The organism is Paradesulfitobacterium ferrireducens, assembly GCF_017310645.1.
Lineage (GTDB): Bacteria > Bacillota > Desulfitobacteriia > Desulfitobacteriales > Desulfitobacteriaceae > Paradesulfitobacterium > Paradesulfitobacterium ferrireducens.
Window position 1 is genome coordinate 196,041 of the sequence record NZ_JAFLRH010000019.1, and the last position, 16,606, is coordinate 212,646.

The 16,606-nt window shown below is 48.4% G+C and carries 12 protein-coding genes; 11 read left to right on the plus strand and 1 reads right to left on the minus strand.

Annotated features, from left to right (window positions below; translation table 11 throughout):
- Positions 1-10 precede the first annotated feature (10 nt).
- The 10 genes from J0X21_RS08250 (at position 11) to J0X21_RS08295 (ending at position 11,651) form a co-directional block, all read left to right on the plus strand.
- Positions 11-643 carry a DUF4125 family protein gene (locus tag J0X21_RS08250; protein ID WP_206811717.1) on the plus strand — a complete coding sequence of 211 codons (633 nt, stop codon included), beginning with the start codon at positions 11-13 and terminating at the stop codon, positions 641-643.
- Between the two features lie 115 nt (positions 644-758).
- On the plus strand, positions 759-2,687 hold the full coding sequence (locus J0X21_RS08255; protein WP_206811718.1) for a TRAP transporter permease: 1,929 nt from the start codon (positions 759-761) through the stop codon (positions 2,685-2,687).
- Between the two features lie 96 nt (positions 2,688-2,783).
- Positions 2,784-3,746 carry a TAXI family TRAP transporter solute-binding subunit gene (locus J0X21_RS08260; protein ID WP_206811719.1) on the plus strand — a complete coding sequence of 321 codons (963 nt, stop codon included), beginning with the start codon at positions 2,784-2,786 and terminating at the stop codon, positions 3,744-3,746.
- A gap of 337 nt (positions 3,747-4,083) precedes the next feature.
- Positions 4,084-4,953, plus strand: coding sequence for an FAD binding domain-containing protein (locus J0X21_RS16065; RefSeq protein ID WP_206811720.1), 870 nt, complete (start codon positions 4,084-4,086; stop codon positions 4,951-4,953).
- Positions 4,954-5,055: 102 nt separating this feature from the next.
- Positions 5,056-5,553, plus strand: coding sequence for a (2Fe-2S)-binding protein (locus tag J0X21_RS08270; protein WP_209011343.1), 498 nt, complete (start codon positions 5,056-5,058; stop codon positions 5,551-5,553).
- A 19-nt stretch (positions 5,554-5,572) separates the two neighbouring features.
- A complete protein-coding gene (gene hcrA, locus J0X21_RS08275) occupies positions 5,573-7,933 on the plus strand; it encodes a 4-hydroxybenzoyl-CoA reductase subunit alpha (protein ID WP_328812556.1) in 2,361 nt (786 codons plus the stop codon).
- Between the two features lie 74 nt (positions 7,934-8,007).
- Positions 8,008-8,814 (plus strand): IclR family transcriptional regulator, encoded by an 807-nt coding sequence (locus tag J0X21_RS08280; protein WP_206811722.1) that lies wholly within the window; start codon positions 8,008-8,010, stop codon positions 8,812-8,814.
- Between the two features lie 24 nt (positions 8,815-8,838).
- The gene (locus tag J0X21_RS08285; RefSeq protein WP_206811723.1) at positions 8,839-9,444 is read left to right on the plus strand and encodes a nucleotidyltransferase family protein; all 606 of its coding nucleotides are present in this window, start codon (positions 8,839-8,841) and stop codon (positions 9,442-9,444) included.
- A gap of 30 nt (positions 9,445-9,474) precedes the next feature.
- Positions 9,475-10,329 (plus strand): selenium-dependent molybdenum cofactor biosynthesis protein YqeB, encoded by an 855-nt coding sequence (yqeB, locus tag J0X21_RS08290; RefSeq protein ID WP_206811724.1) that lies wholly within the window; start codon positions 9,475-9,477, stop codon positions 10,327-10,329.
- A gap of 254 nt (positions 10,330-10,583) precedes the next feature.
- Positions 10,584-11,651 carry an HD-GYP domain-containing protein gene (locus J0X21_RS08295; protein ID WP_206811725.1) on the plus strand — a complete coding sequence of 356 codons (1,068 nt, stop codon included), beginning with the start codon at positions 10,584-10,586 and terminating at the stop codon, positions 11,649-11,651.
- Between the two features lie 116 nt (positions 11,652-11,767).
- On the opposite strand, the gene J0X21_RS08300 is transcribed toward J0X21_RS08295, so the two are convergent.
- On the minus strand, positions 11,768-13,897 hold the full coding sequence (locus tag J0X21_RS08300) for a thioredoxin domain-containing protein (protein ID WP_206811726.1): 2,130 nt from the start codon (positions 13,895-13,897) through the stop codon (positions 11,768-11,770).
- A gap of 217 nt (positions 13,898-14,114) precedes the next feature.
- Here J0X21_RS08300 and xdhA point away from each other — a divergent pair, with 217 nt between their 5' ends.
- On the plus strand, positions 14,115-16,481 hold the full coding sequence (gene xdhA, locus J0X21_RS08305) for a xanthine dehydrogenase molybdenum-binding subunit XdhA (protein WP_206811727.1): 2,367 nt from the start codon (positions 14,115-14,117) through the stop codon (positions 16,479-16,481).
- Positions 16,482-16,606: the final 125 nt, after the last annotated feature.

Here is a 16,606-nt window from a genome sequence, read left to right on the forward strand (position 1 = left end):
TGGGGGTAATATGACTGGGAAACAGGAACTCATTCGAAAGATTATAGATATTGAGTGGGATATGTTTAGGAATGTGCCCAATATCGGTGGAACTGCAGTTTGCCAAGAAGATATGAATACTTTTAAGATTATGCGCCTTAGCCAGGCTATGAGTTGGTCAGAGGCTGCTCTAGCAAGCTATCTGATTGACCTCACTGAGGCCCAGGAGAGCATAAGAAACCTCTTAACAGAAAAATACGCACGTATGATGAAATCAACTTCTCCCTTGGAGTATGCCTTAATTGAGCATTTACTCCCACCAATGGCTATTGAACATCTTGTGTTGATAGAGAACATCGTCAAGCTTGTTTTGGAATGGGAACAGGAACTGTTAGAAAGGTTTCCTAACCTTCTCAAAAGGGGTAGGCCCATTTACAGCACAGATGATGCACCGGGTATAACGTCTGTTGAAACGTATCTGCGCGGAGAACTTTCCACTTATTCTTTACGTACTCTAAAGCTTTATTATGAAAACGTTTTAAAGCAAAAATATGAAAATATTAATGGTTCAGAAATTACTCTAAATTATATTATTAAACATTATGGTTTCAATTCCCTGGAAGAGGCTAATCAAAAACTTAAAGATACTAGATGGGAAAGATGATCCCAGCTTCTACCTTGTAACAAAAAGACGCAGTTTTTGGAAATGTGGACAACAGGTTTGGCGAGCTATGAAAAAAGAAGTAAGAGGCATAAAAGCTTAATTAGGGGTGGTAGCAATGTCCGATGGGCATAAAGTCAACCAGGAAAGTATACAGGGAAATATAGGGATAAGGGAATTTGAAGGGAATTTTAAGAAATTAATCACAGTTTTAGCCGTTGCATTATCTTTGTTTCAATTATACACTGCTGCTTTCGGTATCTTCAAAAATTCCATTGTTCATAGGGCTGTTCACTTAACTTTTATTATGGTGCTCTTCTTCTTGCTCTATCCAAGCAACAAGAACTTAGCCAAAAGCAGGATATGGTTGTTTATTGATGCTGTGATCGCTACTTTAGCCTTGATCAGTGTGGGATATATCGCAGTTTTTTACGAGCAAATTGCTGAGAGAATCGGAAATTTACAAGGTCTCACTCAATTTGATTATGTTATAGGGATGATTGTCATTGTCTTGGTCCTTGAAGCGACCAGACGAACCAACCACATTTTTTTAGGATTAATGATACTAGCCTTAGTTTACATGGTTTACGGACCGTACTTTCCGGGATTATTCGCTCATCCCGGTATTGGCTTAGAACGTTTAATATATCTACTAACATACTCATCAGAAGGAATATTTGGGACTGGACTCGCGGTGTCTTCGACCTACCTGTATCTATTTATCTTATTTGGAGTATTTTTAGGCAAGACCGGAGTCACAGATTTTTTCGTCAACTTTGCATTATCATTAGTGGGGCGTTTCGCAGGAGGGTCTGCCAAAGCAAGTGTGATAGGAAGCTCTTTAATGGGAACAGTGTCAGGAAGTTCAATAGGCAACGTGGTTGCATCAGGAACTTTTACAATTCCCATGATGAAAGCAGCGGGTTTCCGCAACCATGTCGCGGGGGCAGTTGAGGCAGTTGCTTCTAGTGGTGGACAACTTATGCCTCCGGTCATGGGTTCGGCAGCATTTATAATGGCTGAGATCACAGGAGTATCATATGGGAAGATTGCCCTAACAGCTCTTATTCCGGCGATAATCTATTATGTTAATATCTTTGCTGTAATTCACTTTGAGGCTGTTCAACATGGCTTGAAAGGATTGCCGAAGGATGAAGTCCCTAGACTAAAGCACGTGCTCAAAACTTCAGGGTACTTAATAATTCCTGTCTTAGTGTTGATTTATATGCTCATGATTCGGGGATACACGGCAACAAAGGCGGGGTTTGTGGCAATTATCGCCTCTATTTTGGTTACGTATTTACGCAAGGAAAACCATTTTAGTTGGAGAGACTTTTTACATGCTTGTGAAAAAGGTGCTCGCTCTGCTTTAGAGATCGCGATACTTTGTGCAGGAATAGGGATAATTATTAGTGCAGTTGTCCTGACTGGACTCGGTATGAGGTTTTCAAGCATTGCTATGAGTCTAACGGGTGGAGAGTTAATCCCGGTATTATTTATGGGGATGATTATCAGCATTATCCTAGGCATGGGGATGCCTACGCCTGTAGTGTACATGTTAATGGCTATGTTTACTGCGCCTACCATGGTGCAGATGGGTGTTCCGCTGCTGGCAGCTCATCTTTTTGTATTCTACTATGCCATCTTATCCGGACTTACTCCTCCAGTTTGTATTGCCGCAATTGTTGCGGCAGGGATTGCAGATGCGAATTGGCTTAAAACCGGATTGACTTCATCCAGATTTGCCTTGACTGCCTTCATCATTCCCTATATGTGGGTCTTCGGTCCCCAACTTCTAATGGTTGGTACTTGGTATGAGGTGCTTATTGCCTTTGTGCTTGCTTGTATAGGAACTGTAGCGATGGCAGGGGCAGTTCAGGGGTGGTTGATAGAGAAGACTAGTGTTATAGAAAGATTAATACTAGCTATCGCTGGATTATTAATGATCAAACCTGGGTGGGTTACAGACGGGATAGGTTTAGCTTTGCTTGCTCTAGTTATGGCTTTCCAATGGAAAGCTCGAAAAACTGAAACATTAGCCATATAGCTGTAATAGGCATTGACGCATAGATTGATGTGATTTTGGCGGTGTGATTACCAACGATTTATCAAAAGATTATTAAGATGATTGGAGGAGAAATTAATGAAATTAAAACGGTTATCAATAGTCATTTTGCTTGCCCTTACCTTCATGATTTACGGGTGCGGCTCTTCGACCAGCGCAGATAACGGAGTAAAAACTGTACAATGGGCTTTAGGGACTTCTGGATCAGGCTCATCACCCTATGTCATGGGTGGGGTGTTAAGCGATGTTGTAAATAAAAATTATAAAGGTCTCAATATTTCCCCGCAAGTCACAGCGGGCTTTGAAGAAAATGTTGGTTTGGTAGCCAACAAAACGATAGCGGTCGCAGAAGTTAATAATAGCCAAATGATTAAAGGGTATGAAAAGTATCAAGACATAAGGGGATTATTTAACTTTCAGATAATGCCTGTTCATGTTGTGGTTGATGCCAAAAAGAACATAAAAACCATCCAGGAACTCAAAGGGAAAAAGATTAATATTGGAGCCCCCGGACAAGTAACCAGAAAAATAGCCGAAGCTTTACTCGCTTCATATGGACTGACATCAAATGATTATAGTGCTGCCGCCCTTAGTACAGGAGAATCATTGGAGGCATTAAAGGATGGACAAATCGACGCCGGAATCGTAATATCTAATCCGCCAATGCCAGGGATAGCTGAGGCAGCAGTGTCTAAAGGGGTTGACTTACTGGCTATAGACGGGGAATTAGCTGCAAAATTTAACGAAGCGATGGGCCTAACCTTGGTACCAAGTGTAATTCCGGCTAACACTTATAAGGGAGTAGATCACGATGTTCACACGATGGCTGCTCCTGTTGTAATAATCGCCCATAAAGATTTGGATGCAGATCTTGTTTACGAATTTACTAAAACGGTTTGGAGTAATCTTGATAAATTAAAGGCGGCTCATGAAGGATTTAACTCACTTATGCTTGATCAAAGTGCAATTGCCGGATGGGATAAGGTTTCAATGCATCCCGGAGCGGAGAAATATTTCAAAGAAATTGGGATAATCAAATAGGTTTACTGTTCGCAAGCGGACAGTGTTAGTGAAATTCAAGGTGGTAATATATGGTTAAATGATACGCAGAGTATTAGTAAATTAAGGAAATTATACTTCTGAGCAAATTTCAATTAAATGTTATTGGGATGTTACTCGGGAAACTTAATAACATCCTCTTTTGGTTGTGTGTGATATAACTTTGCAACTGTTAGCCCTAACTAACAACCGTTCTAAAAAATTTTTGCCTGGAATTTAATATTTTATCAGAATTTACTGACGAAATAGCTCTAGCGTGCTATAATGTGACCATAGAGAAAGAGTGTTCATAATAGTAAACTACAAGGGGGGAAGTGCAGTGTACTTACCGGATTTCGACTACTATGCTCCGGATAGTGTGGCTGAAGCCTGCAGCCTATTAGCGGAGCACGGGCCTAAGGCTAAAATATTGGCAGGGGGAACGGATCTTTTACACAAGATGAAACACGGGGAGCTGGCACCCGAGGTGGTTGTTTCCCTGAATAACCTAAATGCCCTTAAAGAAATTAGATATGAGCAAGGTAGAGGATTAATTATCGGAGCCCGCGCAACACAAAATGATCTTGCCACTTCCCCGGTGATTCAAGAGAAGTACCGGTCTATTTCAGAGGCCGCGCATCATATGGCCAACAATCAAATCCGTCACATCGGAACCGTCGGGGGAAATATTGTGAATGCGGTGCCCTCGGCTGACCTGCCACCGATTTTGATGGCTTTAGGCGCGTTGATTCAATTAGTTGGTCCAACAGGGAAAAGAACGATGCTCTTGGAAGAGTTTTTCCTGGGTGTCCATCAGACCCGGATTCAAGGGGATGAAATCTTAACCGAAATTATCATTCCGGAGCAGGGCTTCACCGGCAGCACCTATATCCGCTTCGGTTTGCGCCGCTCCGGGGCTTTGGCGGTGGCATCCACTGCGGTGAGCGTCACCATGGACGGAGAAATCTGCCGCGGCTTAAGGATTGCCTTAGGTGCGGCCGCGCCGGTACCGATGCGGGCCCGGGCCGCGGAAGCGGTCCTGCTGAACCGGAAAATCACGGATGAACTGCTGGAAGAAGCCGGGGTACAGGCCGCCCAGGAAAGCCGTCCCCGTAACAGCATCCGCGGCTCGGAAGAATACCGCCGGGATTTGATCCGGGTATTAACCCGCCGGGCCTTGAAGAAGGCTATCACCGAGGGGCACGTGTAATTTATTAAGCTATTCATCAAAAGTCACTGATCTTTGCCCACTAAAACAATTCGTACAGGTCAGACCGGTGTTGATTCATATGGAAATGAGAGGGTGTGTATAATGGCCCAAGTGATAACAGATGCCCAAGGGGTGAAACGTTATCTGATCAATCTTAGTGTCAACGGCGATACCCATACTTTGATGGTAAAAGGAAATTCCCTTTTGGTCAATGTCCTGCGTGAAGACTTAGAATTAACCGGAACCAAAAAAGGATGTGAATTAGGAGACTGTGGTTCCTGTACCGTTTTAATGGACGGCAAGCCGGTCAATTCCTGCATGGTCTTGGCAGTGGAAGCGGAAGGACGCGCCATCACCACCATTGAAGGGGTTGCCCCCAATGATAAGCTTGATAAACTCCAGGAATCCTTTATAGATCATGCCGCGATTCAGTGCGGTTACTGCACTCCGGGTATGATCTTATCCGGCAAAGCGTTGCTTACCCGCAATCCGCATCCGACGGAAGAGGAAGTGCGGGAAGCGATTTCCGGTAATCTATGCCGCTGCACCGGGTATGTCAATATCGTCAAGGCAATTCTTGCGGCCTCAGAGCAGGAATAAAGAGGGGAGGGCGAATTACGTGTCTCTGGATGAACGCATAACCCCGGAACAAGCAGCAACTCAAGTAGGGACAGCTTCGGGGGAAAATAAAGAGTACTCCGTCATCGGGAAAAGTGTTGGCCGGATCGACGGCCGCGCCAAAGTCACCGGTCAGGCTAAGTATACCGGGGATCTTAAATTCCCAGGCATGCTTTATGGCAAGATTCTGACCAGCCCGCACGCCCATGCCCGTATCTTAAGCATCGATACTTCGGAAGCAGAGAAGCTCCCCGGAGTGAAAGCCGTGATTACCCACAAGGATGTGCCCAGCCTCAAATACGGGATTAGTCCGGCGCGCTGGGATGAAAATATTTTCTGTATCGATAAAGTCCTGTTTGTCGGGGACAAAGTAGCGGCTGTGGCCGCAGTGGATGAAGAAACCGTGTATAAAGCCCTTAAATTGATTAAGGTAGAATACGAAGTCCTGCCTGCCGTGCTTGACCCGCTTAAGGCCATGGATGAAGGCCAAGCCCAACTCCATGAGGACTACCCGCGCAACTTAAACACCGAGATTCACCAAAGTTTCGGAGATGTGGACAAAGCGCTGGCTGAGGCGTATCATGTACGTACGGATTACTTTGTGGGCCAGCGCGCCTACCAGAGCCCGATCGAGCCGCATTCCGCCATCTCTGTGTGGGAAGATGACAAGCTGACCGTTTATTCGAGCACCCAGTCTCCCCACTACTTCCAATATTATATCGCCCGTCAGTTTGGACTGCCCATGGGCAAGGTGCGGGTGCTTAAGACCCATATCGGGGGCGGATTTGGGGGGAAACTTGAACCGACCGGATTGGAGTTCGCCGGGGCCGTGCTGGCGAAATTGACCGGACGCCCCGTAAAAATGTTTTATGACCGTCATGAAATGTTTGCCCATAACCGGGGGCGCCACCGCCAATATATGAAGCTTTCCACCGGGGTCGATCAAAACGGCAAGATTCTGGGAGTACACGCTGACTTTGTCATGGACGGCGGAGCCTACACCAGCTTAGGAGTTGCCAGCGCATACTATGCCGGAGCCTTGCTCACCATTCTCTACGACTTCGACAACTATAAGTTTGACATGTACCGGGTCTATACCAATCTCCCGGCCTGCGGCGCCCAGCGCGGACACGGGCACCCGCAGCCGCGCTTTGCTTTTGAAAGCCATCTCGATAACATCGCCAAGGATTTGGGAATCGACCCGATTGAATTAAGGCTAAGAAATGCGCGCAAGGCTAACACTGTAACACCCAATGATTTTAAAGTAGAGTCCTGTGCCCTGACCGAGGCCATAGAAAAAGCGCGTGATATCTCCAATTGGAAACAAAAGCGCAGCCACCGCCCCCAAGGCCGGGGGATCGGGATCGGCCTGGGTGCCTTTGTCTCGGGTGCAGGGTATCCGATATACCGCACCAATTTGCCCCACGCCTCCGCGGTGATTAAGGTTAACGAAGACGGCAGTTCAGCCACCTTGTACACGGGAGCCGTGGACATCGGGCAAGGAAGTGACACCATTCTTTGCCAAATGGCGGCGGAAGCCATGGGTTATTCCTTTGCCAAGATGCAGATCATCTCAGCGGATACGGAAGCCGCACCACATGATTTCGGGGCTTATGCCAGCCGCCAGACCTTAATGTCCGGTTGGGCGGTCAAAGAGGCAGGGGAAGAAATTAAAGCTCAGCTTCTGAACACTGCGGCAGGAATAATGGGTTATGCTGTAGAAGAATTGGATTGTCGGGATGAACGGATATTCGTTAAAGACCAGCCGGAAATATCCAAGAGTTTTGCGGAAGTGGCCAAAGAATTTTTTGTAACCCAGGGGCCTCTGGTCGGGAAAGGTTCTTATACTCCTCCTAAGCTCGGGGGCAAGTTCAAAGGTGCTGCCGTTGGGACATCTCCGGCTTACAGTTTTGCGGCTCAGGTTACGGAAGTGGAAGTCGATGAGGAGACCGGGGAAGTGAAAATAGTAGAAGCCTGGGATGTGCATGACTGTGGCAAGGTGATAAACCCGGCGCTGCTTCACGCCCAGGTCCACGGCGCCTTTTATATGGGCATGGGGGAAGCCGTGTGGGAAGAAGTTAAATTTGACGATCAGGGCAGAATCCTGAATTCTAACTTAGCGGAATACCGGCTCCCCACGGCCTTGGATATGCCGAAGTTTCATTCGGAGCTGGTGGACAGTTATGAGCCTAATGCCCCTTGGGGGGTTAAGGAAGTTGGGGAAGGGGCTACGACTCCGACCATGGGTTCAATCTCCAACGCCATCTTTGATGCCATAGGAGTGAGGATAAGCTCCCTGCCAATGTCTTATGAAAAGGTTTGGCGGGCATTAAAAGAGAAGAGAAAACAGCAGACGACGTAATAGGATCTTTTTCTAATAAATGTGTTAATCTTAAGAGTCTTAAAGAAGTTTGAACGTGAAAGCAGGTGGCAAAAATGAGTGAGAAGATCGCAAAAGAAGGCAAAACGGGCAATAATAGTAATGGCGGCTATAGTGCACCCATCGTGTATAAAGCTTTTGCTATGCTGCAGGAAGTGGCCCAAAATCCGGGGTCTTTGGGAATAAGCGACCTCTCACGCCTGCTGAACATGAACAAGAGCACGGTATTTGGGGTTACTCAGGCTTTGCTTGATTTAGGGGCTTTGCGCCAGGATGGCACCAACAAAAAGTTCAAGTTGGGTCCGGCTTTAATTCAACTCGGAAATCAGTCTTTAGCAGGGATTAGTCTGCGCAGCCTGGCCCGGCCTTTCATGGTAAAGCTGGCGGAGGAGTTCAAAGAGACTGTATTCTTAGGAAGAATTGATGAATACGGGATCACAATTATTGAAAAGGCGGAGAGCCCGGCCGACTTGAAAGTTTCGGCTCCGGTAGGAGCCCGGATTCCTTTCTTCGCGGCGGCTGTGGCCAAGACTTTTCTGGCAAGCCTTGATGAGCCTCAACAGCGTCAGATTCTGCAGGAACGAACCCTACCCAAATTCACGGACAAATCAATTACGGATGAAGAAGAGTATGTAGCGGAATTAAAACGCGTGCGTGAAGCCGGCTTTGCCACAGACTTTGAGGAATATATTCACGGTGTGCATGCAGTGAGTGTTCCACTGCTCGATGCCCGTGGTTGGTTGATCGCAGCTATATGGGTGGTAGGCTTTAGCACAGCTTTTCCGGAGGAGAAAATGCTCAAGGTCGCTGCTGCGGCTAAAGTTGCCGTGGAAGAAATCAGATCGATGATGGAAGGGTCATAGGGAATTACAGAGGAGGCAGTTTGGGTGATCAGACTGGTGGTGATGGCAGCCGGACAGGCGATCCGAATGGGTACAGATAAACTGGCCTTGGCATGGCAGGAGACGACGGTTTTAGGATATGTCATTCAGGAAGCGCTTCAGGCTTTAGCGGAGTTCGGGCATGAAAGCGAACTGGTGGTCGTGGCGCGCAAGCCTCTTAGCACATACCTTACGCCTGCGGCCGAATCGCTGTTTCAGCGGTTGAGAGCGCATTGGCGCTTGCTCCCGGCACCGGTGCCGTTGGCACAAACGATCAGAACCGGACTGGAAGATATAAGCCACAACATTCTAGGAATTGGTTTTTTGCCGGGAGATCAAGTCGGGGTCAACCGGGCTGGGTTACACCAGCTGATGAATCACTTTGCTGACACAGAACCTGATGCCCTGATTCCGTTCGCGGGACCGGTGTCAGGTTCGCCGGTATTTTTTCAGCGCAAGCTGATCCCCTCCTTATCTTCCTTGGAAGGGGAGCAAGGGGGAAAAACTGTCCTGAAAAACTTTCAGGGAAGGATTGAATCTTACCCACTTGATTCTAGCTTTTTTACTGATTTAGATACACCGGAGGAGTATAATAGGTTTACGCGCAAATAAATCAATCAATGCTTTTAAGGAATGATGTAAATGACTGGTTTCCAAGCTAAGAAAACCAAAATCCTGCAGGGCCCCCTCATCCTAATTCGGGGGGCAGGAGAGCTTGCCACAGGGGTTGGGTGGACTTTGGCTAAGGCGGGGCGCCGTGTTATCATGACGGAAGTGAGCAAGCCGTTAATGGTGCGCTGGCCGGTCTGCTTTGGTACGGCTGTTACCGAAGGACAATGGGAAGTGGAAGGAATAGAGGCGCGCTTAATCGCTGAGGCGGACGAGTGTTCCGGTTTATGGGAGCTTGGGGTTGTTCCGGTCTTGGTTGATCCCGAGTTACATTCTCTTTCTGAGTTTAAACCGGAGGTAGTGATCGATGCCATTATGGCCAAACGCAATTTGGGCACTGCCAGAGAGATGGCTGCCCTCACCATTGGTTTGGGCCCGGGGTTTTGTGCCGGCGATGACGTTGATGTAGTCATCGAGACCAACCGGGGCCATGATCTGGCCCGCCTCATCTATGAAGGCATAGCTGAGCCGAACACAGGTATTCCCGGAGAGATCGGGGGAGTCGCCGCCGAACGGGTGGTCTATTCTCCCATAGCCGGAGTCTTTACCCCTTCTCAAAAAATCGGTACAGCTGTAGGGGCCGGGGATGTGCTCGGTGTGATCCGGGGTGAGAATGGCGAATTGGCGGAAGTGAAGGCCGGAATTAGCGGTATGCTGCGCGGGCTTTTGCGCTCAGGTACTTATGTTAAGGAAAAAGTGAAGACCGGGGACATCGATCCCCGGGGTCAGGAAAGTTATTGTTATTCCATTTCCGAGAAGGCACGAGCGATCGGCGCTGCCGCACTGCTGGCCGTTTTGGAGTGGGAAAACTTTGAGAAAAGCAGATAAGCAGGATTTAGCTAAGGACGCAGGGCAATTTTATATGCTCTGCGTTTTTAGTTGTATTTCTGACTTCCTAGGACTAAAGGGAAAATTTTCGATCACAAAAAGGTATTTCTGAATTTACGCAGAAATAAGATAAACACGAAGAACAAGCCCGTAAATGAGACTTATTGGGCGAATATTAGCCGAGAAAAATTATTTTAGACAATTTACGATTCGGACAATTTACGAATGATAATGCTTTTATTAAGGAGATGTATATGCGCTTAGTAAATGTGAACTACCTGGAGGAGGGAGCAGTGCTTGCCCGGCCAGTGATGAACTCCATGTGCCAGGTACTGCTGCAATCCGGAGTGAAATTGAATGCTTCCTATATAAGCCGCCTGCGAAACTACGGCTGTGAAGTCGTGTTTATTGAGGATGAACGCTTGGATGATGTCGAAATCCAGCCCGCCATCAGTACGCAAACCCGGGAATTGGCCCATATGACTCTGAAACAAATAACCGGATATATCAAGAGAGGCCAGGGGGATGTTCTTCCGGTCGAACAAGTCCGGACGGCCGTCGAGGAAATGATTGCCGATTTACTTCAAAGCCGGGACATTGTAGGGAATTTAACCGAGATTCAAGTCTATGATGAATACACCTTTCAACACTCCATCAATACCACTGTGATCGCGCTCATCCTGGCCTTGGCCTTAGGGTATCCGGAATCAAAGCTGCTCGAGCTGGGTATGGGAGTGCTCATGCATGATGTCGGGAAACTAAAGGTTCCAGATGAGATTCTCAATAAGACAACTCCATTAACTGAGGCTGAATTTGATGAGATTAAGAAACATACAACCTATGGGTATGAGATTCTACGCCAAAACCGGGATTTTAGCCTGCTTTCTTCCCATATTGCGTTCCAGCATCAGGAGAAATGGGATGGGAGCGGTTACCCGCGCGGATTAAAGGGCACGGAAATCCATGAATATGGAAGGATTGCGGCGGTAGCAGATGTGTACGAGGCCTTAACCAGCCGCAGGGTTTACCGTTCAGCGTGGCAGCCTTATCAGGCGTTTGAGTATATGGTTGCCAATTCCGGCACTCATTTTGAACCGAAAATTGTGGACAGTTTCTCCAAAAACATTGCGGTTTATCCAACGGGTTCCGGAGTACGTTTATCCAATGGCCTTCGGGGAAATGTGATCAGGCAGAACTCCTCCTTTCCAAGCCGCCCGGTTGTTCGGGCTTTGTACGAGGAAGAAAGCCCTCTACTGGCCCCGATCGATCTTAACCTGGTAGAGCACCCGTCCCTGATGATTGTTAAAGTAGAGAACCAGTGATGACGATACAGTCGTCTGGAGTCAGAATTCAGGAACGATAGTGTCCGGTGGACACTATCGCCGCCAGGCCGTACCACAGACATATCAATTGGACTGGCGGATCAGAATGGGCAGTCCTATTGTGAGATCATGGTCTCGAACTCCGCCACAGTGCTCACCGGCTGCCGGCAGGCGAAATTTTCACATACATAAGCAGTGACTCCATCCTCTGGAATCGGGTAGTCCCGAAGCCAGGGGATTTCTTTTAAAGTGCCGTTCTGATAGAGAATGGTACTGTAGGGGCGCAAATCCGAGAAGAAAGTTTGGCGAAAGGAAGAAAGTTCCTGCGCTTGGGCACGGGAGGCGAGCACAATTTCCTGGCCCGGGTAAAGAGAAAACTGTAAAGCCTGTAAGGTTGCGGTATAGCCGGTAGGGTAATCAGCTGCTGAAACCATTAAAGCAGATAGTACCTTATCGGCTATTTCGTTCCATTCTGGGGCTCCGGTTAGACGAGCAAACTTGAGGAGGTTTAGCGCGCTGACTGAATTACCGGAAGGCGTCGCGCCGTCATAGGCTTCATGAGGGCGGAGCAGGAGTTCCTCGGAATCTGCGCCGGTTAAATAATAGCTTCCCTGTTCCTCATCCCGAAACAGCCGGTCCTGGTCTTGCTGCAAATCCAAGGCAATTTTTAAGTAATCACTTTCGCCGGTGGCACTGTACAGTTCAAGCAGCCCCCAGATGAAAAAGGCATAATCATCCAGATAAGCGGAATATGCCGCTTCCCCGTCACGATAGCGTGCCAGCAGGCGTCCATCCTCACGGCGCAGGTTTTTCAGGATGAAGACTGCAGCTTGCTTGGCCAGGCGAAGCAGGCGGTTATCCTGCAGGATTTGAGCGCCTTTGGCTAAGGCTGCAATCATGAGGCCGTTCCAGGAGGTAAGGATTTTATCGTCCTTATGCGGGTGAATTCTTTTTTCCCGGGCTTCGAATAAAGTTTGACGGGCCTGAGCCAGCCGGGCTTGAAGCTCATTGAGATCGATGCCGTAATCCCGGGCCAGGCTGATGAGGTCAGTTTTAATGAGATTGGGGATATTTTTTCCTTCAAAGTTGCCCCCGGCTGTAATGTCATAGACCGTGCAATAGAGTTTGCCTTGATCTAAGCCAAGGATTTCAAGGACTTCTTCCGGGCTCCAAACGTAGAATTTGCCTTCCACCCCTTCGGAATCCGCATCTTCAGCCGAATAAAACCCGCCTTCGGGTGCGGTCATATCCCGTTCGACATAAGTAAAAATCTCTTCAGCCACCCGGCGGTACGGTTCCTCATGGGTGAGCTGGTATCCTTCAAGGTAAACATAGGCCAAAAGGGCATTGTCATAGAGCATTTTCTCAAAATGCGGAACCAGCCATTTCTGATCGGTGCTGTAGCGGGCGAAGCCGAACCCGATGTGGTCATACATCCCACCCCGGGCCATCCCGTCCAGGGTTTTGCGAGCCATGGTCAGGGCCGTGCTGTCCGGCTCACTGAGAGCGTAGCGCAGGAGAAACCCGATGATATGCGGAGAAGGGAATTTCGGAGCTTGCCCGAATCCGCCATAGCGGGAATCAAAGCTATGAGCCAAGCGGCTGAAGGCATCGTTCAAAAGCTTGGTTCCCTCGGCTTTAAACCCGGATGAATCTTGCCCAAATACGGAGGTTCCGGTCGTGGTTCCGTCCTTAGTCCGAGTGTGTGCATGAACCGCATCAAATATTTCGTCGGCAGCCTCCCTTAGCTTGCGGTCATCCTCAGCCCAAAGAGCCCCCACCTGTTCCAGTATTTCAACCAGCCCCTGGCGACCATAGCGCCGGGTCTTCGGGAAATATGTTCCCGCAAAAAAAGGGCGTTTTTCGGGTGTCATGAGAATGGTTAAAGGCCAGCCTCCCGAGCCGGTCAAAGCCTGGCAGAATTCCATATAGATGTGGTCGATGTCCGGGCGCTCTTCCCGGTCTACTTTAATGGCCACGAAATAGCGGTTGAGCAAAGCGGCAACCTCTTGGTCTTCAAAGGATTCCCTCTCCATCACGTGACACCAGTGGCAAGTGGAGTAGCCGATACTCAAAAAGATGGGTTTGTTGTCGGCTTGAGCTTTAGCAAAGGCTTCTGCTCCCCAAGGGTGCCAGTTCACCGGGTTATAGGCATGCTGCAAGAGATAGGGGCTTTTTTCGTGTATTAAGTGGTTAGCTTGTTTGCGTATAGTCACAGACGTAAACCTCCAATGCTGAGTTAACATTGGTCTTAGTATGTCAACATTGATGGGATCTAATGATTAACATCTCGGCTAAATGCTATACTGGTTAGAAAAACCTATGTATCAGGAATTAACAAAGTTAGAATCGTTCCGGAAAGGAAAAAGATGAAATTGTCATATTCAGGCACTAAACGAGAAATAATAGTATTTATGGTGTAACTTAAAGGTCCAATAATTCTGGGGACAGGAGGAAACGAAATTGGCTTATACGGTTGTAGGGAAAAGCGTCAGCAGAGCAGATGCGGTAGCCAAGGTGACTGGCAAGGCCAAATATACGGACGATTTCTCTGAAAGGGGCATGCTGGTTGGGAAAATCCTGCATAGCCCCTATGCGCATGCGCTGGTTAAATCGATCGACGTCAGCAAAGCCAAAGCCTTGCCTGGAGTGGAAGCTGTGATAACGCATCAGGATATCCCTAAAATTCGCTACGCGACGGCTATCCCCGGAGTGATCGAGGCCATTGCCACGGATGAAGTGGGTGTGGCAGAGCTTAAATATGCAACGGCCGGGCATCCGTTTTCCTTGGATCCCAGTCATCGGGATAAAGAAGACCGTTACATACTGACTCAGAGGGCACGGTTCATCGGAGACAATATTGCGGCCGTGGTGGCGACGGATGCCCTTACCGCGTCCAAGGCTTTAAAGCTGATTGAGGTTGAATATGAAGAGTTGGAAGCGTTAACGACCACGGAGGCTGCCCTGAAAGAAGGGGCCCCTTTGATCCATGACGACTGTGAACGAAATATTTTGTCTTCGGCTGGATATGTGATTGGGGATATCGAACAAGCCCTGAAAGAATCGGATCATCTGATCGAAGGGGAGTATGAAACAAGCATCGTCCAGCATTGCCACCTGGAAAATCAAATTTCTCTGGCCTATGTCGATTCAGACCGGAGGATCGTGATCATGACCTCTACCCAGATTCCGCACATTGTGCGCCGGATAGTGGCCCAAGCCCTCGGTATTTCTTGGGGCCGGGTGCGAGTAATTAAGCCTTATGTCGGAGGAGGGTTTGGCAATAAGCAGGATGTGACGGTTGAACCTTTGAATGCAGTCATGAGTTTGGCAGTGGGCGGCCGGCCGGTGAAACTTGAGCTTTCCCGGGAAGAAGCCATGATTGATACTCGAACCCGCCATGCTTTCAAGTTTAAGATTAAGACCGGAGTCAATAGTGACGGCAAAATTAACGGAATTCAGATCGAGGCTGTTTCCAATACCGGGGCCTATGCGTCACACGGCCATTCGATCGCCAGCAGCGGCGGAGGGAAATTTCGTTACCTCTATCAGACGAAAGCGTTGAAATATGAGCCGCTAACGGTCTTTACCAATTTGCCGGTTGCCGGGGCCATGCGGGGGTATGGAACCCCTCAAATCTTTTTTGCCTTTGAATCCCATATCGAAGATATTTCCCGAAAACTCAAGCTGGATCCCATCGAGCTTCGGAAGATAAATTTAGTCGAAACCGGGCATGTTGACCCCTTAAATCAAACGGTGATTCGAAGCTGCGGGATTCGAGAATGTATCGATAAAGGGAAAGAATTAATCAAGTGGGACGCTAAAAAGGCCTTATACAAGGAGCAAAAGGGAGTCAAACGCCGTGGGTTGGGCATGGCTTGCTTCAGCTATGCTTCGGGAACGTATCCGGTAGCCCTGGAACTTGGGGGGGCGCGCATTGTCATGAACCAGGACGGCTCCGTTCAGCTGCAGCTAGGTGCGACTGAAATTGGCCAAGGGAGTGACACGGTCTTCGCGCAAATGGTGGCTGAAGTTCTAGGGATTCCGATGCATATGGTGCATGTCATCTCAACCCAGGACACGGATATTTCCCCCTTTGACACCGGGTCATATGCCTCGAGACAAACCTATGTTTCGGGGATGGCGGTGGAGAAGGCCGCTCTGGAAGTTAAGCGTAAAGTCCTTGCTGTAGCCCATTCCATGACGGATATCCCGGCCCATCTTTTAGATCTCAAGCAACAACACATTGTCATGAAAGAATCCGGGGAAAGAGTCATGGAGTTAGAAGTGGCTGCGATGCAGTCCTATTATGACCGCGTCCATGCCCAGCCGATTACAAGCGATGTGACGAATAATGCCCGGATCAATGCCATACCTTACGGAGTCACTTTTGCTGAGGTGGAAGTAGACATCAAGACCGGGAAGATAAAAATCTTGGAGATTTTTAACGTTCACGATTCTGGTAAGATTGTCAACCCGCAATTGGCGGAGGGACAAGTCCATGGCGGGGTGGGTATGGCTATTGGCTATGCCATTTCCGAACAGCTGCTCTTTGATGAGAAGACCGGTCAGCCGCTTAATAATAATCTCTTGGATTATAAACTGCCGACAATCATGGATATCCCGGAAATTGGCGCAGCCTTCGTGGAAAAAGAGGATCCCACAGGGCCGTTCGGGGTCAAGGCGCTGGGAGAACCTCCAATTATTTCTCCCGCTCCGGCCATTCGCAATGCCGTCCTGGATGCGACCGGTGTGGCGTTTAACCGGATACCTATGAATCCGCAGCGTGTATTTGAGAAATTTAAAGAAGCAGGGTTAACACTGAACTAACCCGCCCTAAGTCAACCGCCTCTATAGGCGGCGGGTGCCAAAGGGCGGTTAAGTCCAGTATGGACTCGACTAACATTCATTGGGGGTTGAATCCCCCTCTGAATGAAGTCTCGTTCAATCTAGGA